The following is a 23818-nucleotide window of genomic DNA, read 5'->3' as shown; positions in this document are numbered from 1 at the left end:
GCCCCGTGCGAAGCCGCCAGGCGCCGGCCGCCCGTGCCCCCGGTGGCGGTCCGCCGGGGGGCACGGTGGACCGGCGCCTGACTTCGGCTCCTCGGGGATGCCGCGCCGGGTCGGTGCGGCACGAGGGCGACTGCGGCGGGGCGGGGGCGCGAGGCCGGGAACCCGGCAGGTCACCCGCGGGTGCGTCGTGGGTCGTCGCGCGGTTCCCCGCGTCCTTTGGGCGCCGCGCCTCGGTGGGTGCGGCGCCGAGTGAGTGCCGCGCCTAGTGAGTGCGGCGCGGCATCGCGTCGGTGACGGAGGCCGCGCCGTCGGCCCCGGCCGGCAGCGTCAGGGAGAGCGACGTGGAGTAGCCGTCGTCGAAGGGGTCGGGGTCCGAGTCGTAGTCGTCGCTGCCGGGCGCCACGATGATCAGGACGATGAAGCCGATGCCGAGCAGAATGCCGACCACTCCGCAGATGATCCCGGCCAGGGCGTGCCCCGGGTTCGTCGCTTCGCCGCGGCGGGCCTTGACCCGGCCGATGGATCCGAAGATCACGGCCATGATCCCGAGCAGGATCGCCAGCGGCCACAGACAGAAGAGCGCGGCGGCGCAGATGCCGAGCACCATCGCCGCGATGCCCATCCCGTTGCTCGGCGGCGCCGCCATCACGGGCCAGGCGTAGCCGGCACCGGGGGCGGGGTGGCCGACGCCCGGGTAGCCGGCGTCGGGTGCCGGATAACCCACACCGGGGTAGGCGTGGGCCCCCTGGTACGCGGGGTACTGCGGGTAGCCGTACGGGACCTGACCGGGCCCTTCCGGGCTGATGGGCGGGGGTGGTACGGCGGCGCCGGGGGCCGCGTACGGGGCGCCGGCCGCAGGCGGCGGGTAGGACGCGTGGGGCGTACTGGGCGCGTCGGGCGCGGGCGGGGCGAAAGGGTTGGGGGCGGGGATGGAGGCCCCGGCGGGCGGCCGGCCCCCCGGCGGTGAGAAGGCGCCGGGACCGGCCCAGGGCTGCGTCGTCGCGGCGGCCTGGGGAGAGGTCGGCCCACCCGAGTCGGCGGGCACCGGACCGCTCGCGTCCACCCCCGGCATGGACACGACCGTCATCCGGTCGTGCACCGAGGACGAGGAGGGAGCGGAGGTGCTCGGCGCCGGGATGTCGGCCGGCGCGGCCCACGGATCGTGGGGAGCAGAAGCGGCGGTGGCAGCCGCCGGGCTCGACCACCCGGGCGGAACCGGCGCGACGGGCTGGGCGAAACCAGCGGGCGCATCCGGCGCGATCGGCTTGTCCAGGGTGACCGTCGGGGCCGGTATCGCGTCCTCGGGCCGCGGAGCGGCGCCCGGCCCGATGGGCAGCGGAACGCCGTCGGCCACCGTCGCCGAGTCGGCGCTTTCGGCCACCGCCGACGGAATGGCGTCTTCGATCACCGTTGGCGGTACCGCGTCTTCGGTCACCGTCGGCAGCGTGGCACCGTCGACCACCACCGACGGAACAGCGTCATCGGTCACCGTCGGCAGCGTGGCACCGTCGACCACCGTCAGGGATATCGCGGGGTCGCCCTGCGGGGACGCCCACGGGTCGGGCTGCGGGTCGGCCGGTGTCTCCGGGATCGGTGCCTCGTCGGACGGCATAAGTGGGTCCCCCTGTAGCGTTCCGTGCCGTTCTGCGTCGTCTTTTCCGTCGTACACGATCAGCTGTACGTTCGGTCATGCTAAGGCCCGGGGTTCAGCGTGCGGATCGCCGCCTACGATGATCCCCGAGTCATCGATCAGCCGATCACCCGCGTCCCCCGACGCAGACCACGGTCCGGGGCGGACGCCGTTCCCGGGGAGGAACCTTGACCGACCACCGCGCCTCGCAGGGCGTGCCCGTGACCCCCGCCGTTCCCGGCGCGTCCACCGCTCCCGGTGCCTTCGGCACCCGCGACCTGCACACCTTCATCGCCGGTCTGCCCAAGGCCGAACTCCACGTGCACCACGTCGGCTCCGCCTCTCCCCGTATCGTCTCCGAGCTGGCCGCCCGCCACCCCGACTCCAAGGTGCCGACGGACCCCGAGGCGCTCGCGGACTACTTCACGTTCACGGACTTCGCCCACTTCATCCAGGTGTATCTGTCCGTCGTGGACCTGATCCGCACCCCGGACGACGTCCGGCTGCTGACGTTCGAGGTGGCACGGGATCTCGCCCGGCAGCAGGTGCGGTACGCCGAGCTGACCATCACGCCGTACTCCTCCACCCGCCGCGGGATCGAGGAGCGGGCCTTCATGGAGGCGATCGAGGACGCGCGCAAGGCGGCGGAGGCCGAGTTCGGGACCGTACTGCGCTGGTGCTTCGACATCCCCGGCGAGGCAGGGCTCGACGCCGCCGAGGAGACGACCCGGCTCGCGACCGAGGACCGGGTGCGTCCCGAGGGGCTGGTGTCGTTCGGGCTCGGCGGGCCCGAGGTCGGCGTGCCGAGGCCGCAGTTCAAGCCGTACTTCGACCGGGCGATCGCGGCCGGGCTGCACTCCGTGCCGCACGCCGGCGAGACCACAGGGCCCGAGACGATCTGGGACGCGCTCACCGACCTGCGCGCGGAGCGCATCGGGCACGGCACCAGTGCAGCCGGCGACCCGAAGCTGCTCGCGCACCTCGCCGAGCACCGGATCGCCCTGGAGGTCTGCCCGACCTCGAACATCGCCACACGCGCGGTCCGCACCCTCGACGAGCACCCCATCAAGGAGTTCGTGCGCGCCGGGGTCCTGGTCACCGTCAACTCCGACGACCCGCCGATGTTCGGCACCGACCTCAACACCGAGTACGCGGTCGCCGCGCGCCTCCTCGGCCTCGACGAGCGGGGGCTGGCCGCGCTCGCGAAGAACGCCGTGGAGGCGTCCTTCCTCGACGAGCCCGGCAGAACCCGTCTGTCCGCCGAGATCGACACCTACACCTCGGCCTGGCTGACCCCCTGACCCGATCGGGACCACCATCACCCATGCGCACCGTGACAGCCGTCGCCCATCGCGGCGCCCCCTACCGCCACCGTGAGAACACGCTCGACTCCCTGCGGGCCGGGCTCGATCTGGGTGCGGACGCCGTCGAGTTCGACGTACGGACGACCCGTGACGGCGTGCCCGTCCTGCTCCACGACTCGACGCTGAACCGGCTGTGGGAGGTGGAGCGGCCGCTGGCCGCGCTCTCCGCCGCGGAGCTGCGCGGGCTGACGGCGGACGGGGTGCCGACGCTGGCCGACGCGCTGCTCGCCACCAAGGACAGCCGGGTCATGGTGGACCTGCCGGGCGTGGTGAACCGCCGGGCGGTGCGGCACATCCTCGACGTCGTACGGGAGTACGACGCCGAGGACCGCGTCTACTACAGCGCCGACCCGGCCACCACGCTCGCTGTCCGCGCCGCCGCCCCCACCGCCGAGCTCGCCCTCACCTGGAAGACCCTCGCCCCACCCCGCCCCGCCCTCCTCGCCGCGATCCGCCCCCGCTGGCTCAACTACCGCTTCGGCCTGGTCACCCGCGCGCTGGCGGACCGCGTCCATCACGACGGCCACCTCCTCTCCGTCTGGACCCCCGACACCCGACGCTCCATGCGCCGTCTGATGGACATGGGCGTCGACTCGATCACCACCAACCGGGTCGATGCACTGTGCGCACTGCGGCAGCGCCCTTGACCGAGGTCCGTGTACAGCGCCCCTTCGGGGGCGCGGGGAACTGCGCGATCGACCACGACGCACCCGCACTCGCACCCGCCGCACCGCGGATACCCGGGCACCCCGGCAGCCGACGAACTGCCTCTACACCTCCGACCGCTGCGCCACCGTCGCCGCGTCCACCGGCTTCCCGCGCGTGACGTACTGCGGCACGGGCGCCGAGTCCTTGCCGTTGTCGCGGACCAGGCCGTAGCGGATGGCGCCCCGGTCCGGGCCGTAGGCGACGTCCTCGGTGACGGCGTCCCAGGTGGAGGGGGCGACGGTGACGCCGTAGTCGGCTCCGCGTTCGTTCTGGGTGAGGGTGACCGTGCCGTCGAGGTAGAAGTACTCGTTCTGCCACATCTGTTGGGTGCCGTCGGGGAGGACGGTGTATCCGGTGGCGGGGCCGCCCATGCCGGAGGTCCTGCCGTCGGCGGAGGTCGGGTCGTCCATACGGCGGCCGCCGCCCGAGGCGACGTGGAAGAGCCTGCCCTTCAGACCGGTCCAGGACGGCATGACCAGGCCGCCCGGCCGGTACTGGGGCGAGATCTGCCAGCGGACCAGGACGTAACCCTCGCCCGTGAAGGTCACGTTGTCGCCGCGGTGGTTCATCACGGTCCGCGGACCGCCGCTGCTGGTGAGGCCGGACTCGGGCCGACGCGGGAGGGCGGCGGGCGGGGTGTCCCGGTCCGGCGCCTCGTCCGCGACGTCGACGACGGTGCCGTACAGGTCGGTCTTCCTGGTCGCGGACGGGGAGGCGGAGGGGGACGGCGAGGACGAGGGCGACCTGGAGGGCGCCGGGGCGCGAGGCTCCGTGGCCACCGGCGCGCGGGCCGTGCTGAGCGCGCTGGGCGCGGCCTGCGGAGGCCGGTCCTGCGGGGGCCGCGTGACGACGTACGCGCCCCCGGCGACGAACGTCGCGCCCGCCGTCACCGCCACGGCGGGCTTGGTGAGGGCTCCGAGCACTTTGGCGGACCAGCCCACCGAGGCGGTCGCGGCGGTCGCCGCGACCGCGGTCTTCCCGCCGAACGCCAGGGACAGGGTGAAGCCGACGGGGACGGGGACCAGGGCGAGGCCGACGAGGAGGCGTTCGGCCGGGACGACGACCTCTCCGGGGCGCCCATGGCCGTCGCAGCGGGCGCAGCCACGGATGTGCCGGGCGATGCGCTTGCGCCACACCGAGTCGGGCCGCCCGCTCCAGCGGACGGTGACCCGGCCCAGGTCGGAGCAGGAGGAGTCGAGGGCGCGGACGATGCCCCGCGCGGTCTCCAGGCGGGCCTTCATCCGCTGGACGCGGACGGCGGCGTGCTGTCTGCTGATACCGACGGCGGCGGCGAGTTCGCGCCGGGTGAGTTCGCCCGCGACCTCCAGCCACCACAGCGACAACAGTTGCCGGTCCTCGTCGTCGAGCCAGCGGACCGCTTCCGCGACCTCCTTGCGCTGGCCCTCCAACTGCAGCCGCAGCACGGTCAGTTCGGCGAAGTCGGCGGCGGAATGGGCGTCGCTGTCGTCGAGCTGGTCGGCGGTGCGGCGGCGCGCCCGGTCCCGAATCTGCCGCATCGCGATCGCGACCAGCCAGGAGCGGAAGCTGTCCGGATCACGCAGCGTGTCGAGGTTGTCGACGGCGCGCAGCATGGTCTCCTGCACGACGTCGTCGACATCGGCGTGACCGTTGAGCGCCCGGCCGACGATGTTGTAGACGAGGGGCAGCCAGCCCTCGACCAGCTCGTCGAGGGCGCGCCGGTCCCCTGCCTGCGCGGCCGCGATGGTGGAGCGCCACTGCCGCCCGTCCACGTACGTTCCTTCCGGTCCCGCTGGGGTCGCCCTGCTCACTCGGCTGTGTTCCGTACCTTCTCAGCCATCTCCGTGACGTGGGGAACCTCCGAGGCGGAGATCACACTGCTCATGCGGCTCGCTCCTGTACGTGGGGAAACAGGGGGGGTGCCTACGGAGACGGTGTGGAGGCGGCCGGGATAACAGTTTTCCGGTCCCACCCGCCGGTGAGCGCCTCCAGCCGCTTGATCCGCTGCCGTAGGACGTACAGCGGGATCACCCCGAACACCCCGAACGACATGTCGATCACCGTCCACCAGAAGGGGATGCCCCGGATCGGCCCGCAGATCAGAGCCAGCGGGACGATCCCCGCGCAGGCGATCATGCCGAACTCGACGACCCAGATGTTGCGGACCGGGTCGCGATAGGGGCCGTAGAAGGCCACCGCGATCACGAGGTGCGCGAAGGCCAGCCAGTCGGTGCCGTACAGGAGGAAGGGGTACTCGGCGTCGGCCTCGTCGAGCCCCGCCCGTACGCGCTCGATCCACTCCACGAGCGCCGGCAGGTACTCCCCGACGGACAGCGACCGCAACAACTCCTCGGTCCACCGCAGCTCGTGGACCAGCGGGAACGCCGTGGCGCCGCTCAGCACCAGACAGACGACGAAGAAGATCAGCCACGCACGGATGCCCTTCAACAGGGCGGCTCTGTCGCTCATGCGGTGAGCGTACGCCCCTACTTGAACGCGTTCAAAAGTGGGGGCCCGGCAGGTGCCGGGCCCCACGGGAACGCGACCGGGCGTCAGCCGCCGGGAATCGAGCGGATCACGGCGAGGTCGAACTGCAGGCGCACCTTCTCGCTCACCATGGCACCGCCCTCCGCGAGCCGCTGGTTGTACGTGAGTCCCCATTCGGAACGGTTGATGGTGGTCGTCCCGTCGAAACCGACCCGCTCGTATCCGAACGGGTCCATGACGTGCCCTATGTAGGTGAGTTCCAGATCGACGGGACGGGTGATGCTCTTGATGGTGAGTTCTCCGGCCATGCGGTAGACATCGTTGCCCACCGGACGCACCGCCGTACTGACGAAACGCATGCGCGGATAGGTCGCGGCGTCCAGGAAGTCGCGGCCCATCAGATGATGGTCGCGCTGTTGCACTCCGGTGTCGACGGACGTGGTGGACAGCACTATCTCGGCCCGTGAACGAGAGGGATCACGGCCGTCGAAATAGAGCCGGCTCTGATACTCGGTGAACGCCCCGCGCACGGTCGTCACCAGGGCGTGCCGGACGGAGAAACCGATACGGCTGTGCGCCGCGTCGATCATCCATTCGCCGGTCAGTATCGCCAGGGCGGGATCGGACGGGCCGGTGGAAGGAAATGCCTGCGACTCGTGGGGGAGTTGCGAGGCCGTGGGGGCTGCCGGGCGGCGCAGGGACGCAGCACGGGTGAACAGGTTCATGCTTCACGTAACTACGGCACGACGGAATGCACCGCAACCCTTCGTCGTCCGATCCGTCGGGTCCGAATGGACACCGAAAGGCTGATAAAGCGCCACCACGCGACAGACAATTGCACTATCTCCACAGGGTCGCCACGATTCACCCGCCGGAATTCACCGCGGGAGGGCCGGAATTCGCCCCCGGATTCCGCCTCGTCCTACAACCCCACGATCCCGTTCCACCGGCGCGCGAACTCCTGCCGTTCCTCCGACGTGATGTCCCGCGCGACGGCGAGCCGGGCGCGCATGGCGTCGTCGGGGAAGATCAGGGGGTCCTCGGCGAGGGCGGCGGTCTCCTCGTCCTTGGCGGAGGCGAGGACGTCGCGGGCGGCGGGGACGGGGCAGACGTAGTTGACCCAGGCGGCGAGTTCGGCGGCGACCTCGGGGTCGTAGTAGAAGTCGACGAGGCGTTCGGCGTTGGTCTTGTGGCGGGCGAGGTTGGGGATCATCAGGGACTCGGACCAGAGTTCGGCGCCGTCCTCGGGGACGACGAAGCGGATGTCCGGGTCGTCCGCCTGGAGTTGGATGACGTCACCGGAGTACGCCTGGCAGGCGAGCACGTCCCCGCCGGCGAGGTCCTTGATGTAGTCGTTGCCGGTGAAGCGGCGGATATGGCCGGTCCGGACGCGGGACTCGACCTGGTCGCAGACGGTGTGGAAGTCGTCCGCCGTCCAGCGCGTGACATCGACGCCGTTGCCCTGCATCAGCAGCGCGAACGCCTCGTCCAGACCGGAGAGAAGGGTGACCCGCCCCTGGAGATCGTCCGCCCACAGATCAGCGACACGACGTATCTCGCGGCCCACCTTCCGGCGGTTGTACGCGATGCCGGTGATCCCCGACTGCCACGGCACGGCGAATCGGCGGCCGGGGTCGAAGGCGGGCGAACGCAGCTGCGGATCCAGATACTCGGTGACGTTCGGCTGACCCGCCCGGTCCATCTCCTGGACCCACCCCAGCCGTACGAACCGGGCGCACATCCAGTCGCTGACGACGACGAGGTCGCGGCCGGTCCGCTGGTGGTTCATCAGGGCCGGGCTGATCTTGCCGAAGAACTCGTCGTTGTCGTTGATCTCCTCGACATAGTCGACGGCGATCCCGGTCCGCTCCTCGAACGCCTCCAGCGTCGGCCGCCGCGAGTCGTCCTCGTCGTCGGTGTCGATGTACAACGGCCAGTTGGCCCAGCTCAGCCGCTTGTCACGGGCCGAGAGATCGACTCCGGCGCGGTTGCGGGGCGCCACGTAGGCGGCGGGCACCCCGCACCCGGCGAGCGCGCCGAGCGCCGCGCCCGTGCCGACGGCACACAAGAACGAACGGCGGCCGATGTGCGGGAGGGACATTCAGGCAGCATGCCATCCCCGCGCCCCGAAGGGACGCGGGGAACCGTGCGAGCGGCCGCACACCACCCGCGGCCGTCGACGAACCGCTCAGCCCAACGAAGTCATCACATGCTTGATCCGGGTGTAGTCGTCGAACCCGTAACCCGAAAGGTCCTTGCCGTACCCCGACTTCTTGAACCCGCCGTGCGGCATCTCCGCGACCAGCGGAATGTGCGTGTTGATCCACACACACCCGAAGTCCAGCGCCTTCGACATCCGCATCGCCCGCGCGTGATCCTTCGTCCACACCGACGACGCGAGCGCGTACTCGACCCCGTTCGCCCAGCCGACGGCCTGTGCCTCGTCCGCGAACGACTGGACCGTGATGACCGGCCCGAAGACCTCCTTCTGGATGATCTCGTCGTCCTGCTTCAGTCCGGAGACGACGGTCGCCGCGTAGAAGTACCCCTTCTCGCCGACCTGGTGCCCGCCGGCCTCGACCTTCGCGTGGGCGGGCAGCCGCTCGATGAACCCGGCGACCTGCTTGAGCTGGTTGGGGTTGTTGAGCGGCCCGTACAGCACGTCCTCGTCGTCCGGCTGCCCGGTCTTCGTCTCGGCCGCCGCCTTCGCGAGCGCGGCCACGAACTCGTCGTGAATGCTCTCCTGGACGAGGACACGGGTCGCGGCCGTACAGTCCTGCCCGGCGTTGAAGTAGCCCGCCACCGAGATGTCCTCGACGGCCTTGGCGATGTCGGTGTCGGCGAAGACGACGACCGGCGCCTTGCCGCCCAGCTCCAGGTGGACGCGCTTGACGTCCTTGGCCGCGGACTCGGCGACGGACATACCGGCCCGCACGGACCCGGTGATGGACGCCATCGCCGGGACCGGGTGCTCGACCATCAGCCGCCCGGTGTCACGGTCGCCCGTGATCACGTTGAAGACGCCCTTCGGCAGGATCGCCCCGATGATCTCGGCGATGAGGACGGTCGAGGCCGGCGTCGTGTCCGACGGCTTCAGCACGACCGTGTTGCCCGCGGCGATCGCCGGCGCGAACTTCCACACGGCCATCATCATCGGGTAGTTCCACGGCGCGACCTGGGCGCAGACACCGACCGGCTCACGGCGGACGATCGAGGTCATCCCCTCCATGTACTCGCCGGCCGACCGGCCCTCCAGCATCCGCGCGGCACCCGCGAAGAAGCGGATCTGGTCCACCATCGGCGGGATCTCCTCGGAGCGGGTCAGCCCGATCGGCTTGCCCGTGTTCTCCACCTCCGCCGCGATGAGCTCCTCGGCCCGCTCCTCGAACGCGTCGGCGATCTTCAGCAGAGCCCGCTGGCGCTCGGCCGGGGTCGTGTCGCGCCAGGCCGGGAAAGCGGCCTCGGCGGCGGCCATCGCCGCGTCGACATCGGCCTGACCGGACAGGGGCGCGGTCGCGTAGGCCTCGCCCGTCGCGGGGTTGACCACCTCGGTGGTCCGTCCGTCGACGGCGTCACGGAATTCACCGTCGATGTAGTTGCGTAGCTTGCGCAGCCGACCCAGCTCGGTACTCACTGCCGGCCCTCCAGGTTGGGTGTCCAGATGTGGGTGTCCACTCCTTGAGACACCACCCTAATCCGCCGCCCCCCGCTTTCAACACCCCCGACACCTCATTGGCTGCGAAATCCGCAAGCCATGGGCCCTCAAACAACGAATTTCATCGATCCAGCCTTGCGGAACTGTCGAGACGTCGTGCACAGTGAGGCCGTGGCCAGTCGAAGCGCAGAGCAGAGGGAGTCCCGGGACCCCAAGGACTCCAGGGAATCCAGGAGGGACTCCAAGGAGCCCAGGAACGGCACTCCGCAGCTGGACGCCGTCTCGCTCGCCATCGTCGAGCAGCTCCAGGAGGACGGCAGGCGACCGTACGCCGCGATCGGCAAGGCCGTAGGCCTGTCCGAGGCGGCCGTGCGCCAGCGCGTCCAGAAACTGCTCGACCAGGGCGTGATGCAGATCGTCGCCGTCACGGACCCGCTCACCGTGGGCTTCCGGCGTCAGGCGATGCTCGGCATCAACGTCGACGGCGACCTGGATCCCGTGGCGGACGCACTGACGGCCATGTCGGAGGTCGAGTACATCGTGATCACCGCCGGCTCCTTCGACCTGATGGCGGAGATCGTCTGCGAGGACGACGACCACCTCCTGGAGGTCATCAACAAGCGCATCCGGACCCTGCCCGGCGTGCGGTCGACGGAGAGTTTCGTCTACCTCAAGCTCAAGAAGCAGACCTATATGTGGGGAACCCGATAACCGTGAGGACGGATAAGCCGTGAGCCCCAAGGACCTCAGCCAGACCGCGTACGACCACCTGTGGATGCACTTCACCCGCATGTCCTCGTACGAGAACTCCCCGGTCCCCACCATCGTCCGGGGCGAGGGTACGTACATCTACGACGACAAGGGCAAGCGGTACCTCGACGGTCTCGCGGGTCTCTTCGTCGTCCAGGCGGGCCACGGCCGCACCGAGCTGGCGGAGACCGCGTTCAAGCAGGCGCAGGAGCTGGCGTTCTTCCCGGTGTGGTCCTACGCCCACCCGAAGGCCGTCGAACTGGCGGAACGTATCGCCTCCTACGCGCCCGGCGACCTGAACAAGGTCTTCTTCACCACCGGCGGCGGCGAGGCGGTCGAGACCGCCTGGAAGCTCGCCAAGCAGTACTTCAAGCTCCAGGGCAAGCCGACCAAGTACAAGGTCATCTCCCGCGCGGTCGCCTACCACGGCACCCCGCAGGGCGCCCTGTCCATCACCGGCCTGCCGGCCCTGAAGGCTCCCTTCGAGCCGCTGGTGCCGGGCGCGCACAAGGTCCCGAACACCAACATCTACCGGGCCCCGTACTTCGGTGACGACCCGGAGGCCTTCGGCCGCTGGGCCGCGGACCAGATCGAGCAGGAGATCCTCTTCGAAGGCCCCGACACGGTCGCGGCGGTCTTCCTGGAGCCGGTGCAGAACGCGGGCGGCTGCTTCCCGCCGCCGCCCGGATACTTCCAGCGGGTCCGTGAGATCTGCGACCAGTACGACGTGCTGCTGGTATCGGACGAGGTCATCTGCGCCTTCGGCCGGCTCGGCACGATGTTCGCCTGCGACAAGTTCGGCTACGTCCCGGACATGATCACCTGCGCCAAGGGCATGACCTCGGGCTACTCCCCGATAGGCGCCTGCGTCGTCTCGGACCGCGTGGCCGAACCCTTCTACAAGGGCGACAACACCTTCCTGCACGGCTACACCTTCGGCGGCCACCCGGTCTCCGCGGCCGTCGGCCTCGCCAACCTCGACCTGTTCGAGCGTGAGGGCCTCAACCAGCACGTCCTCGACAACGAGGACGCGTTCCGGTCCACGCTGGAGAAGCTCTACGACCTGCCGATCGTCGGCGACGTCCGCGGCAACGGCTACTTCTACGGAATCGAGCTGGTCAAGGACAAGGCGACGAAGGAGAGCTTCGACGACGACGAGACCGAGCGCATCCTCTACGGCTTCCTGTCGAAGAAGCTGTTCGAGAACGGCCTCTACTGCCGTGCCGACGACCGCGGCGACCCGGTCGTCCAGCTCGCGCCGCCGCTGATCTCCGACCAGTCGACCTTCGACGAGATCGAGCAGATCCTGCGCGCGACGCTGACGGAGGCGTGGACCCTGCTGTAGGCCTCCGGCGGTCCTGTCGGCGCCCGCCCGCCCGCCCGGTCTTTCACACGGCCCGGGACGCACCCATCCGAGTGAGATGAGGGCGTCCCGGGCCGTGTGCTGTCCGGCCCCCGCCACCCTGACTCCCTAGCGTGCCCCTGTAACCGATCGGCCCTGCCTTCGTTCCCCCGGACGGGGGGCTCCCCCGGCAATCCTGATCCGAACCGAGGTGTACGCCCATGGTGGCCCCGCCGGACAACGACGTGCTCTGGGCACGCGGTCTGACCTACGCGCACGACGGCTCGCCCGCGCTGCAAGGCGTGTCGATGGCCGTCAGGGAGGGCGAGATCCTCGCGGTCACCGGCCCGCGCGGCAGCGGCAAGACCACGCTCCTGCGGTGTCTGTCCGGACAGCTGCGGGTGCAGCGGGGCGAGGTGTGGTTCAACAGCGTTCCCGTGCACACCATGGGTCCGCTCGCCCGGGAGCGGCTGCGCCGCGACCGCTTCGGCTGGATCGACCCCGAGCCGGTCCTCGTCCCCGAGCTGAACGTCTGGGAGAACACCGCCCTGCCGCTGATGCTGCGCGGCACCGGCCGCCGGGCCGCCAAGGCCGCCGCCCTGGAGTGGCTGGAGCGCCTCGACATCCGCGACGCGGCCCGCAAGCGCCCGCACGCCCTCCTCCAGTCCGAGCGCCAGCGGGTGGTCGTCGCCCGCGCCCTGGTCGCCGCCCCCACCGTGCTCTTCGCGGACGAGCCGACCGCCTCGCTGCACCGCGCCGAACACACCCACGTCCTGCGCACCCTCACCACGGCGGCCCGCTCGCACTCCATCACGGTCGTCCTCGCCACCCACGACCCCGCGACCGCCTCCCTCGCGGACCGCACGGTGTCCCTGCTCGACGGACGCCATGTGAAGACCGTCCACCTGCCCTCCGCCACGGAAGGGAAGGGCCGCCCCACCCCCGAGGGGAACCAGAGCCCCACCACCGCGGGCAGGGGCCGACACACCGCCGCGGGAGGGGGCGGGTCGAACACGGAAAGGGAAGGCCGACCCGCCACCGGGCAGAGAGGCCGACCCGGCACCGAAGCGCAAGGCAGGCCCGCCACCGACCAAACAGGACCGCCCGCCTCCGAAACGGAACACCCGTCCGCCACCGCAGGCAAAAGCCTCCCCAACACCGGACGGAGAGGCCGGCCCGCCACCGAGCGGAAAAGCCGCCCGGCCACCGAGCAGAGAGACCGACCCGCCACCGAGGAGGTAGGACCGCCCGCCTCCGAAACGGAACACCCGTCCGCCACCGCAGGCAAAAGCCTCCTCAACACCGGACGGGGAAGCCGACCCGCCACCGAGCGGGAAGGTCGTCCGCCCGTCGAAGGGGGAGGTGAGTCCGCCGTCGAGCAGAGCGGTGGGTCCGCTGTCGAAGGGGAGCGCCCGTCCGTCGTCGACGGGGAAGAGCGGGCCGCCGACGGGGAAGGCCGGGCCGCGTGCTCGCTCTCCGCCTAGCCCGCCGGGCCCACCCCGCCGTCCAGCTCCGGCGCCTCCTGGTCGCCGCGGCCACCGGCGGCACGGGTTTTCTGCTGCTCTGCGCCCTCGGGCACGCCATGGCCCACCCGCACGCCCCGGCCGGCTCGGTGCTCCGCCTGGCCTGGTGCGTCCCTCCCGCCGCCGCCACCGTGTACTTCGCGGTGACCGTGGCCCGCACCGACCCCGGTACCCGGCCCCGCCCCGGTCTGTCCGCGATCGGCCTCGGCCCCGGCCGGCTGATGGCCATCTCGGCGGTCACGACGGCCCTGTCCACCGTCCTCGGCTCACTCCTCGCCCTGCTCGTCTTCCTCCATCTGCGCGGCGACCTCACCGGCCTGCCCTTCGACGGCGCCGCGACCGACGCACTCGCCGCCGGGCGGCCCCTGCCCCTCCCTGCGGCCCTCACCCTCCTCTCCCTGGTCCCGGCCGTCGCCTCCGTCACGACCGCCCTCGTTCTGCGCCCCGAGCACACCGGCGCCCGGCCCGCCGGGCTACGGACCCGCTTCATGGCGTACGACACCTTCGCCATCGGCCGACGGGCCGCGTCCCCGGCGGGCGCCACGAGGTACGAGGAGGAGCCGGACGAGGAGGCCACCGCCACCACGAACCCGCTGGAGCCGGCGGAGCCGGCGGCTCCACGCCCCGCCCCCGGCGGCCTCCCCTGGGGCATCGCCGTGCTCGCGGTCGGCCTCGCCGTCGAGACGTACGCCGGACAGTCCGACGACGGCTCCGGCCTCAGCCTCCCCGGCGGCTTCGCGGACAGCCCCACCGGAGTCCTCGGCGGCTGGCTGCTCACCGCACTCGGGCTGGTCCTGACCGGGCCGGGGCTCACCCACCTCACCGGGCGCCTGCTCCAGTCCGTACGCCCCGGCGCACTGCGCCTGCTCGCCGGGCGCGTGCTCCAGGAAGAGGCCCGGCGCATCGGGCGCCCGCTCGGGGTGGTGTGCGCGGTGGCCTCCGGGGCCTACGCCATGGTGACGCTGTCCTCCGGCGTGCGGCCCACGGTCGGTCCGCTCACCCTGCTGGGCGCGCTCGTGGTGGCCGGCTGCGCCGTGCTCACCCTCGCGACGGCCGCCGTCGAGGCCCGGCGGGCGCACGCGGACACCACGGCCGCGCTGCTGCGGCTGGGGGCGCCCGGCGCCCTGCCCCGCCAGGCGGCCCTGCTCCGCGTGGGCGCCCTGCTCGCCGTGTTCGGCACTCTGACCTGGACGGTCGCACAGCTGGCGGCGCTGCCGCTGGCCGCCTGACACGCGCCTCGGAGGGCGCCGGAAAGTCGTACGAAAAAAGTCCCGGACCGGCGATGAGTTTCACGGGAGTCCCCGGTCTACCCCTGCGAACGGACCGAAACCGAACGGGAGAGACCTCGCCATGTACCAGCAGATGATCTTCGTGAACCTGCCCGTGAACGACCTCGACGCCTCGAAGAAGTTCTTCACGGAGCTCGGATACGCACTCAACCCCCAGTTCAGCGACGAGAACGCGGCCTCCGTCGTGATCAGCGACACCATCGTGGCGATGCTGCTCACCAAGCCGTTCTACGCGTCCTTCACGAAGAAGGAGATCGCGGACGCCACGAAGACCAGCGAGGTGATGCTCTGTCTGAGCGCCGAGAGCCGCGCGAAGGTCGACGAGCTGGTCGAGAAGGCGGTCGCCGCCGGCGGCACGGCCTCGGAGAAGATCCAGGAGATGGACTTCATGTACGGCCGCGCCTTCGACGACCTCGACGGCCACACCTGGGAGGTCGTGTGGATGGACCCGGCCGCCATCGAGGGCTGAGCAGGCTCCCCGTAAGGGGCGGGGGGAACCGCGCGAGCAACCGCCTGCCCACCCGCAGCCGCTCACGCGCAGTCACCCCACCCATGGGTGCCCGGCCCGACCCAGCGGAGCGACCCAGCGGCCCGACCCTACGGAGCGACCTAGCATGGGCGGGTGCAGACGATGCCCGCCCATGCGGCCCACCACGACGACCACGAGATCGAGACGATCGAGGAGTTCGACGCGATCGTCTCGGCGCGTGGCACCCTCACCGGATTCCGGCTCCAGGCCGTCGACCTGACGGACCGTACGCGCGAACTGCTCGCCACCGCCACGACGGGAGCCGTCTTCCTCGGCTGCCCGATGCGCGAGGAGGCCGCCGCGAAGATCCGCGCGGACGGCGCACTGGTCTTCCCGCCCGTCCCCGGCCTGCCCTTCGATCCGTACCGCGGCCTGCTCTACTCCCCCGACGAGCTCTTCGCGTCACTGTCGGACGGCGGTTATGAGGCGACACCCGACGCCCTCGCGTACGCCTGGTTCCAGCGGACCAAGGCCGACCGGGACGTCTACGCCTCCATGCTGCGCGCCGTCCACGACGACTCCGTCTCGGACGCCCTCGACGAACTCCTCTCCGGCGCCCGCGTGGTGGGCGTGATGGGCGGTCACGCGATGGCGCGCGGCACGGAGGCGTACGAGGGCGCATCCCGTCTCGGCCGCACCCTGGCCCGCTCGGGTCTCACCGTCGCCACCGGCGGCGGTCCGGGCGCGATGGAGGCGGCGAACCTGGGCGCCTACGCGGCACCCCACGACGAGGAGATGCTCGCCGAGTCCCTCCGACTCCTGGCGAAGGCGCCGAAGTTCACGCCCTCGATCACCGAGTGGGCGGGCGCCGCCTTCGAGGTGCGTAACCGCTGGCCGAAGGGCGGCACCTCCGTCGGCATCCCCACCTGGTTCTACGGCCACGAGCCGCCGAACCCGTTCGCCTCGCACATCGCCAAGTACTTCGCCAACGCAACCCGCGAGGACGGTCTCCTCGCCCGCTCCGACGCCGGCATAGTCTTCCTGCCGGGCGCGGCCGGAACCGTCCAGGAGATTTTCGACAACGCGACCCCCAACTACTACGAGTCGCGCGGTGAACCGACACCCATGGTCCTGGTCGACCGCGCCCACTGGACGGAGACACTGCCGACCTGGCCACTGCTCCGGTCGCTGGCCCGGGGACGTTCGATGGAGGCCAGGATCGCCCTGGTGGACCGGATCGAGGAGGCCCCTGAGGCCTTGGCCCGGCTCGGGGCGTGAGAACCACGACCGTCACCGACCGCGCGTCGAACCCTCGGACGGTTCATCAGCGGGCAAAGCCAGCCGCTCAAACACTCCTTCGGATTGACAGTACTTATGGCGCGCTTATAAACCTGTGAGACACAGGGGGAAGCCGCCCCTCCGGCGGCCCTCCGCCACCCCCACTCCCCTGTGTTTCCCGTGAAGGGCAAAAGTGTCCATATTTCCCCGTACCGCGCGGACTTCGCGCTATGTCGGTGTTGCTTTCGCGTCCGCCGCACTCGTGTTCGGCGCCGCGGGCAATGCCATGGCCTGCAGCATCAAGGACTTCTCCGCCGTCGCCGAGTGCGACGGTGACAAGGGCGTCATCCGTGTGACCGACGTGGACGCCCTCGGCATCGAGGCCGAGATCACCGTCTATCTGGAGAACAACGGGGCCGACCTGCGCCAGGTCGGCAGCAAGACGGTTCTGAACTCCACCGCCGACGGTGTCACCGTCACCTTCGAGGAGGACTGGGAGCCGAACGCCGAGTACCGCGTCCACGTCACGGCGGAGAACTACGTCGACGAGGACATCAAGCCGAACCTGGTGGCGCCCGCCAAGGCCTGCGACGCCAAGGCGGACACCCCGTCGGCCGCCTCGAAGAGCCCGGCGAAGCCCGCGGACGATGAGGGCAAGGGCAAGGGCGAGGGCGAGCCGTCCGAGACCAGGACGTCCCCCACACCGTCCGCGTCCGAGGGCACGACACCCGTCGGCTCGAACGGCAACAACGCCCCGTCCCCCGAGGGCGACTCCAACCTCGCCGAGACCGGTGCCGACTCCCACACCGGCCCGATCGCCGGCGCCGCGGTGGCGATGGTCGCCCTCGGTGCCGGTGCCGTGTACTACAGCATGCGGCGGCGTGGGGCCTCCACACGCTGACCCGTTCCACACGGCTGTGGCCCGTACCTCTCACTCAGGGGTACGGGCCACACGCTTGTGCGGGGAGGCGGCCGGCCCTCGCGTCTCCCACCCGAGGGGTACGGCCCCACACTCACCCGAACGTCGCGCGCTCCAGCCAGAAGTCCAACAGCTCACGGTCGCCCAGCGCCTCCAACCGCCCACCGTCCGGCGGCAGTCGGCAGTCGGCAGTCGGCAGTCGGCAGTCGGCGATAGAAGGCGGGCAACACCTCGGTGAGGGGCCCGCGCGGCGCGACCGTCGCCTTCTCATGGCCGCGACGCCGGCGCACGACGTCCTCGGTCAGCTCGACGAACCACTCGGCGTTTCCTCCTCGCCGGTGTCCGTGGCATGGAGGTGGATACTGCGCCCCGGGCCGCGCAGTTCGGCCGCCTCGTCGTGCGGCATGGTCCGCCGGACGAACTCGACGATCTCCAGCCACTCGTCCATCGCGTCGGCGGCGATCTCCGGCGCCACCTCGACGGGCCGTCCGACGGTGAGCGCCGCGTCGGCACCGTGGACGACCTGTTCATGGGCCATCCTGCGGGCCCCGAACCCCGCGCTGTGCTCCCAGCCCCACGACCACACCGCCGGCCTCGGGCCCCGCCTCACGCAGCGTGGCCACGATCGTCTCGCCGGTCTCCGCGAGCCACGCGGCCGGCGCGGCCGGGTCCCCCTGCTTCTCCGGGCCCTCGTACAGCGGGACGTCCGGCTCGGGCACCTCTTCCTTCGCCCGGGTCCGTACGTTCGGCTCGACCCAGCGCAGGGCGCCGCCGGTGTGGCGTACGAGCCGCTCCAGTTACCAGTCGGGGCAGGTCGGCACGGTCGCCGACAGATCGCGGCGCCGGAGGTCACGATGTGCCGCAACCGCCGCACCCGCGGCTCGATCTCGGCGCACTGGCGGTCGTGCCGGGCCCGGGCTTCTTGCGTACGCATCGTTATGGTGCCGCACCTTGTGCAGCCGGGCCTGCCCCCAGCACGACGATTTCGGCCGCGTCGAAGCCCACGCCGACCTGCTCCCCGGGCTCCGGCGCGTCCCGCAGTGCGCACGCCGCCTCCAGGCGCGGCGCGTCCCCGGGCCGGAGGTGCACGGCGACATGCGTGCCCCGGAAGGTGCGCGCGGCCACAGTGCAGCGCAGCAGCCCGTCGGCCACGTCGACCAGTCGCACGCCGGCGGGCCGGACCAGCAGCGCGCACGCCCCCTGCGGCGAGCCCTCCGGCACCGGGACCTTGCCCCACGCCGTGTCCGCGACCGTCCCGGTCACCGTCGCCTCGACCACGTTGTCGAAGCCGAGGAAGCGGGCCACGAACTCGTCCACCGGCTGCTGCCACACCTCAAGAGGCGTGCCGGACTGGGCGATCCGCCCGTCCCGCATCACCACGACCCGGTCGGCCAGCGCGAAGGCCTCACCCTGGTCGTGCGTGACCGCCAGCACGGTCGTCCCCAACTCCCCGAACAACTGCCGGAGTTCGACGACCAAGCGCTCCCGCAACGACCGGTCCAGCTGGCCGAGGGGCTCGTCGAGCATCAGCAGCCGGGGGCGAGGGGCGAGGGCCCGGGCCAGTGCGACCCTCTGCTGCTCACCGCCGGACAGCTCCCCGACCCGTCGCCGAGCCGCTCCGGGAAGCCCTACCAGGTCCAGCAGCTCCCTCACCCGCACGGCCCGTTCGTCCTTCACCGCGCCGCGCATACGGGGCCCGAAGGCGACGTTGCCCGCCACGTCCCGCTGCGGGAAGAGCTGATGGTCCTGGAACATCAGGCCCACACCGCGCTTGTGGGCGGGCACACCCCGCTGGTCGCAGCCGTCCAGCAACACCCGCCCGCCGTGCAGTGGTTGCAGCCCGGCGACCACCCGCAGCAGCGTCGACTTGCCGCTGCCACTGGGCCCCAGCACGCACACGATCTCGTGCTCGGCGACCTCCAGATCGACCGCGTCGAGCACGGGCCGCCCGTCGAACCGTACCGTCGCGCCCTCAAGCCCGAGCAACATCAGAACTCCCCCGTGCGATCGGTACGGATGCGCTCCAGCACCAGCAGAGCCACCGCGCACACCACCATCAGAATCGTCGAAAGGGCCATCGCCTGGCCGTAGTTGAGATCACCGGGACGACCGAGCAGCCGTGCCACGGCGACCGGGAGCGTCGGGTTGTCGGCGCGCGCGATGAACACGGTCGCCCCGAACTCCCCCAGCGACACGGCGAAGGCGAACCCGGCCGCGATCAGCAGCGCCCGCCGCACCATAGGCAGATCGACCTCGCGCCACACCCGCCACGGCGACGCCCCGAGCACGGCCGCCGCCTCCCGCAGCCGGTGGTCCACCGCACGGAGCACGGGCAGCATGGTTCGTACGACGAAGGGGACGCCCACCAGGGCCTGGGCAAGTGGCACCAGGATCCAGGAGGACCGCAGGTCCAGCGGCGGCTCGTCCAGCGCGATCAGAAATCCGAAGCCGACGGTCACCGCGGAAACCCCGAGCGGCAGCATGAGCAGCGCGTCGAAGCCCCGGACGAGCCGTCCGGCCCGCCGTGTGAGCGCGGCGGCGGCGAGCCCGCCGATCAGCAGGGCGATGGCGGTCGCGGCGAGCGCGTACGTGAGCGAGTTCCCGACCGCCTCGATCGGCGCCACCAGGAAAATCCCGCTGTCGTCGCTGGTCAAGGCCTTGTAATAGCCGAACCCGGGCGCGGCGAGCGACCGCTCCACCAGCACCCCGAGCGGCAGCAGGATCAGTACGACGACGGTGGCGAGGACCCCGCCCAGCAGCGCCCACTGCCCCACCCCGCGCGGTCGCCGGGCCGTGAGCGACGCGTCCACCAGCCGCAGCGCGGTCTCCCGCCGCCGTACGGTCCACGCGTGCACGGCGAGAATCAGCCCGACCGCGACGAACTGCACCAGCGTCAGTACGGCTGCCGCCGGCAGGTCGAAGATCTCCGAGGTCTGCCGGTAGATCTCCACTTCGAGCGTCGAGAAGGTCGGCCCGCCGAGGATCTGCACCACCCCGAACGAGGTGAAGGTGAAGAGGAAGACCATCAGCGCGGCGGCGGCCACGGCGGGCGCGAGCGCCGGGAGCGTCACCCTCCGCCAGGCCGCCGACGGCGAGGCCCCGAGCATCCGCGCGGCCTCCTCCTGCCGCGGGTCGAGCTGCGACCACAGCCCGCCGACGGTCCGTACGACGACCGCGTAGTTGAAGAACACATGCGCGAGCAGGATCGCCCAGACCGTGGTGTCCAGCCGCACTCCCCACAGTTCGTCGAACAGTCCGCCACGCCCGACCAGGGCCAGGAACGCCGTGCCGACGACCACGGTCGGCAGCACGAACGGCACGGTCACGACCGCCCGCAGGATGTCCTTGCCCCTGAAATCGAAGCGCGCGAACACATACGCGCCGGGGAGCGCGATCAGCAGCGTGAGCGCGGTCGAGACGAGGGCCTGCCAGGTGGTGAACCACAGCACGTGCCGGATCCCGGAGTCCCCCAGGACCTCCCCGATCCGCCCGAGGTCCCAGGTCCCGTCGGCCTTCAGCCCCCGCACGACGATCGCGGCGACGGGGTAGGCGAAGAACACCCCGAAGAACGCGACGGGCAGCACCATGAGCCCGAGCCGCGCCGCGCTCCCCGGCCGACGGGGTGCACGCGGAGCGGCCACGGCCTCCTGGGCTGCTTCGGTCACTTCAGTACGAGCGAGGTCCACGACTTGACCCACTGGTCACGGTTCTCGGCGATCTTCTCCGGCGCCATCGTCTCGGGGTCCTTCGCCGCGGGCCCGTACTCGGTGAACTCGGCGGGCACGGACGCCCCCTCGACCACCGGGTACACGAACATGTTGAGCGGCATGTCCTCCTGGAACCTCTTCGAGATCAGGAAGTCGATCAGCGCCTTGCCGCCCTCGGCGTTCTTGGCATTGCTCAGCAGCCCCGCGAACTCGATCTGCCGGAAGCAGGTGCCGGTCGCGACCCCGGTGGGCGCGGTCTTCGGCTTCGGGTCCGCGTAGACGACCTCTGCGGGCGGCGAGGAGGCGTACGACACGACGAGCGGCCGGTCGCCACCGGCCTTCTTGCCGTCCGTGGACCCGGAGAACTCCTGGTAGTACGCCTGCTCCCAGCCGTCGACGACCTTCACACCGTTGGCCTTGAGCTTCTCCCAGTAGCCCTCCCAGCCGTCGTCCCCGTACTTCGCCGCCGTACCGAGGACGAATCCGAGCCCCGGCGAGGAGGTGGAGGCGTTCTCGGTGACGAGGAGGTCCTTGTACTCGGGCTTGACGAGATCGTCGAACGACTGCGGCGGCTCGATCTTGTTCTTGCTGAAGTACGCCTTGTCGTAGTTGACGCAGATGTCACCGGAGTCGATGGGCGTGACCCGGTGCCTGCCCTGGTCCAACTGGTACTCGGCACCGACCTTGTCGAGCCCCTTCGCCTCGTACGGCTGGAAGAGGCCGTTGTCGAGCGCGCGGGAGAGCAACGTGTTGTCGACGCCGAAGAAGACGTCGCCCTGCGGGTTGTCCTTGGTCAGGATCGCCTGGTTGACGGCCTGCCCCGCGTCCCCGCTCTTGAGGACCTTGACCTTGTACCCGGACTCCTTCTCGAACGCCTTCAGCACGTCCTTGGAGTAGGCGAAGGAGCCGTGGCTGACGAGGGTGACGGTCTTGGAGCCGGTGCCGCTGCCGCTGCCGCCCGAGCCGGACGACCCGCACGCGGACAGCGTGACCAGACCCAGCCCGACGACCAGGACCGTTGCCTTCTTGGTGATGTGCACTGAGTCGATTCCTCCTGGAGGTGACCAGGAAGAGACGCGGCCCTGCCCGGGGCCGTCGGAGGTTCCGAAAGCTCCCGGGCAGGGCGCAACAGCTTGAGTGATGACCGAACTTCCTACCCAGAATGACCTGGGCGAGGTTCAGAGGGTCTGCGGCCCGCTTGCCGCACTCTCAGCGCTGTGGCGCTCCCCTGTCGGAATATGAAGATGTGTACGAAGGTCAGAGTACCCCGTGGCCTGATTCCGACTCCTACCGGTGGCCACGGGCCGACCCTCCGGCCGCCCTCGGCCTACCTCTCGGTGGCCGCCAGCTGCCCGCACGCCCCGTCGATCTCCTGGCCCCGGGTGTCCCGGACGGTCACCGGCACCCCATGGGCGGCGATGGCCTCGACGAACGCCTTCTCGTCCTCGGGCCTGGAGGCGGTCCACTTCGACCCCGGAGTCGGGTTCAGCGGAATCAGGTTCACATGCACCGGCTTGCCCTTGAGCAGCCGGCCCAGCCGGTCACCACGCCACGCCTGGTCGTTGATGTCCCGGATCAGCGCGTACTCGATGGACAGCCGACGCCCGGACCTGGCGGCGTACTCCCACCCTGCGTCCAGCACCTCGCGCACCTTCCACCGTGTGTTCACGGGGACGAGCGTGTCGCGCAGTTCGTCGTCAGGGGCGTGCAGCGAGATGGCGAGCCGGCACTTGAACCCTTCGTCCGAGAACCGGTGGATGGCGGGCACCAGCCCGACCGTGGACACGGTGATCCCGCGCTGCGACAGCCCCAGCCCGTCCGGCTCCGGGTCGGTGAGCCGGCGAATGGCCCCGACGACCCGGTTGTAGTTGGCGAGCGGCTCACCCATCCCCATGAAGACGATGTTGGAGAGCCGCGCGGGCCCACCGGGAATCTCGCCGTCCCGGAGCGCCCGCATCCCGTCGACGATCTGATGGACGATCTCGGCGGTGGACAGATTCCGGTCGAGACCCGCCTGCCCCGTGGCACAGAACGGACAGTTCATCCCGCACCCGGCCTGCGAACTGATGCACATGGTTACCCGGTCCGGGTACCGCATCAGCACCGACTCGACGAGCGTCCCGTCGAACAACCGCCACAGCGTCTTCCGCGTGGTCTCCTGATCGGCCGACAGATGCCGCACGACCGTCATCAGCTCCGGAAGCAGCGCCTCCTGAAGCTTCGCGCGCGCACCCGCGGGGATGTCGGTCCACTGCTCCGGGTCGTGCGCGTACCGCGCGAAGTAGTGCTGCGACAGCTGCTTGGCGCGAAACGGCTTCTCCCCGATCGCGGCAACAGCCTCCTTACGCTCCACAGGCGAAAGGTCAGCAAGATGCCGCGGCGGCTTCTTGGCTCCGCGGGGGGCGACGAATGTGAGTTCTCCGGGCTTCGGCATAACCCACCCAGTGTCGCAGATCAACTGGAGTGACCCGGGCCGGGCAGAAGGTCAGAAGATCCCGCCGACCACGCCCACGATCCACGCGCCGTAGTTCTTCCAGCGGTGGGACATACGGCAGTACGGCCGCGGCCTGCGCCGTCCCGCCTGGTCGATGAGCGTCTCGCACCACCGACAGGGCAGATCACCGTGATACCTGCCGTCCGCTCCCACCCGTGCTCTCCCCGTGGGCACGGACGATATCGAAACCCGCCCGGCCACCCGACGGGCCACGGCAGTGGGCC

At 70.8% G+C, this 23818-nt stretch carries 18 protein-coding genes and 3 pseudogenes; 9 read left to right on the top strand and 12 right to left on the bottom strand.

Annotated elements, in window-relative coordinates; all coding sequences use genetic code 11:
- Positions 1 to 262 precede the first annotated feature (262 nt).
- The gene (locus tag OG858_RS32940; protein WP_328544191.1) at positions 263 to 1612 is read right to left on the bottom strand and encodes a DUF4190 domain-containing protein; all 1350 of its coding nucleotides are present in this window, start codon (positions 1610 to 1612) and stop codon (positions 263 to 265) included.
- 206 nt (positions 1613 to 1818) lie between these two features.
- On the opposite strand from OG858_RS32940, the gene OG858_RS32935 reads away from it, so the two are divergent.
- Together OG858_RS32935 and OG858_RS32930 are read left to right on the top strand one after the other, a co-directional pair.
- Entirely contained in the window at positions 1819 to 2931 is a 1113-nt protein-coding gene (locus tag OG858_RS32935; protein WP_373420874.1) for an adenosine deaminase, read from the top strand.
- Positions 2932 to 2954: 23 nt separating this feature from the next.
- A complete protein-coding gene (locus tag OG858_RS32930; RefSeq protein WP_319066710.1) occupies positions 2955 to 3641 on the top strand; it encodes a glycerophosphodiester phosphodiesterase in 687 nt (228 codons plus the stop codon).
- 123 nt (positions 3642 to 3764) lie between these two features.
- On the opposite strand, the gene OG858_RS32925 is transcribed toward OG858_RS32930, so the two are convergent.
- The 5 genes from OG858_RS32925 to OG858_RS32905 form a co-directional block, all read right to left on the bottom strand.
- Complete coding sequence (locus tag OG858_RS32925; RefSeq protein WP_319066709.1) at positions 3765 to 5453, bottom strand: sigma-70 family RNA polymerase sigma factor; 1689 nt, start codon at positions 5451 to 5453, stop codon at positions 3765 to 3767.
- Positions 5454 to 5604: 151 nt separating this feature from the next.
- The gene (locus tag OG858_RS32920; RefSeq protein WP_086748162.1) at positions 5605 to 6150 is read right to left on the bottom strand and encodes a hypothetical protein; all 546 of its coding nucleotides are present in this window, start codon (positions 6148 to 6150) and stop codon (positions 5605 to 5607) included.
- A gap of 83 nt (positions 6151 to 6233) precedes the next feature.
- The gene (locus OG858_RS32915) at positions 6234 to 6893 is read right to left on the bottom strand and encodes a YceI family protein (RefSeq protein ID WP_037696086.1); all 660 of its coding nucleotides are present in this window, start codon (positions 6891 to 6893) and stop codon (positions 6234 to 6236) included.
- Between the two features lie 197 nt (positions 6894 to 7090).
- Entirely contained in the window at positions 7091 to 8269 is a 1179-nt protein-coding gene (locus OG858_RS32910; protein WP_319066708.1) for a polyamine ABC transporter substrate-binding protein, read from the bottom strand.
- 87 nt (positions 8270 to 8356) lie between these two features.
- Positions 8357 to 9802, bottom strand: coding sequence for a gamma-aminobutyraldehyde dehydrogenase (locus OG858_RS32905; protein ID WP_086748164.1), 1446 nt, complete (start codon positions 9800 to 9802; stop codon positions 8357 to 8359).
- Between the two features lie 177 nt (positions 9803 to 9979).
- Between OG858_RS32905 and OG858_RS32900 the strand changes: the two genes are divergently transcribed.
- The 7 genes and pseudogenes from OG858_RS32900 to OG858_RS32870 all read left to right on the top strand — a co-directional run bounded on the left by OG858_RS32900 (position 9980) and on the right by OG858_RS32870 (position 17375).
- Positions 9980 to 10534 carry an Lrp/AsnC family transcriptional regulator gene (locus OG858_RS32900; RefSeq protein ID WP_086748165.1) on the top strand — a complete coding sequence of 185 codons (555 nt, stop codon included), beginning with the start codon at positions 9980 to 9982 and terminating at the stop codon, positions 10532 to 10534.
- A pseudogene (locus OG858_RS32895) lies at positions 10519 to 11918 on the top strand (aspartate aminotransferase family protein). The gene OG858_RS32900 and the pseudogene OG858_RS32895 overlap by 16 nt, the downstream one beginning before the upstream one ends.
- Before the next feature lie 218 nt (positions 11919 to 12136).
- A pseudogene (locus OG858_RS32890) lies at positions 12137 to 12850 on the top strand (ABC transporter ATP-binding protein); the annotation flags it as partial.
- Between the two features lie 530 nt (positions 12851 to 13380).
- Positions 13381 to 14667, top strand: a complete 1287-nt coding sequence (locus OG858_RS32885) for a hypothetical protein (RefSeq protein WP_319066707.1) — start codon at positions 13381 to 13383, stop codon at positions 14665 to 14667.
- A 121-nt stretch (positions 14668 to 14788) separates the two neighbouring features.
- Positions 14789 to 15196: a VOC family protein gene (locus OG858_RS32880; RefSeq protein ID WP_086751618.1), complete on the top strand. Its 408-nt coding sequence runs from the start codon at positions 14789 to 14791 to the stop codon at positions 15194 to 15196.
- A 153-nt stretch (positions 15197 to 15349) separates the two neighbouring features.
- A complete protein-coding gene (locus tag OG858_RS32875; protein WP_086751620.1) occupies positions 15350 to 16474 on the top strand; it encodes an LOG family protein in 1125 nt (374 codons plus the stop codon).
- A 193-nt stretch (positions 16475 to 16667) separates the two neighbouring features.
- A complete protein-coding gene (locus OG858_RS32870) occupies positions 16668 to 17375 on the top strand; it encodes an LAETG motif-containing sortase-dependent surface protein (RefSeq protein WP_319266365.1) in 708 nt (235 codons plus the stop codon).
- A 112-nt stretch (positions 17376 to 17487) separates the two neighbouring features.
- On the opposite strand, the pseudogene OG858_RS32865 reads toward OG858_RS32870, so the two are convergent.
- The 6 genes and pseudogenes from OG858_RS32865 to OG858_RS32840 all read right to left on the bottom strand — a co-directional run bounded on the left by OG858_RS32865 (position 17488) and on the right by OG858_RS32840 (position 23768).
- A pseudogene (locus OG858_RS32865) lies at positions 17488 to 18327 on the bottom strand (maleylpyruvate isomerase N-terminal domain-containing protein).
- 2 nt (positions 18328 to 18329) lie between these two features.
- A complete protein-coding gene (locus OG858_RS32860; RefSeq protein ID WP_319266367.1) occupies positions 18330 to 19382 on the bottom strand; it encodes an ABC transporter ATP-binding protein in 1053 nt (350 codons plus the stop codon).
- Complete coding sequence (locus tag OG858_RS32855) at positions 19382 to 21079, bottom strand: ABC transporter permease (protein WP_373420799.1); 1698 nt, start codon at positions 21077 to 21079, stop codon at positions 19382 to 19384. Before OG858_RS32855 ends, OG858_RS32860 begins: the two co-directional genes overlap by 1 nt.
- Positions 21055 to 22140, bottom strand: a complete 1086-nt coding sequence (locus OG858_RS32850) for a thiamine ABC transporter substrate-binding protein (protein WP_086747933.1) — start codon at positions 22138 to 22140, stop codon at positions 21055 to 21057. Before OG858_RS32850 ends, OG858_RS32855 begins: the two co-directional genes overlap by 25 nt.
- A 287-nt stretch (positions 22141 to 22427) precedes the next feature.
- Positions 22428 to 23534, bottom strand: coding sequence for a 23S rRNA (adenine(2503)-C(2))-methyltransferase RlmN (rlmN, locus tag OG858_RS32845; protein ID WP_037696055.1), 1107 nt, complete (start codon positions 23532 to 23534; stop codon positions 22428 to 22430).
- Between the two features lie 51 nt (positions 23535 to 23585).
- Positions 23586 to 23768, bottom strand: a complete 183-nt coding sequence (locus tag OG858_RS32840) for a hypothetical protein (RefSeq protein WP_143677155.1) — start codon at positions 23766 to 23768, stop codon at positions 23586 to 23588.
- Positions 23769 to 23818: the final 50 nt, after the last annotated feature.

The sequence above is a fragment of the Streptomyces europaeiscabiei genome, assembly GCF_036346855.1.
GTDB lineage: Bacteria > Actinomycetota > Actinomycetes > Streptomycetales > Streptomycetaceae > Streptomyces > Streptomyces europaeiscabiei.
Note: the sequence above shows the minus strand (reverse complement) of the source record. Positions and strands in the feature narration are given on the sequence as shown.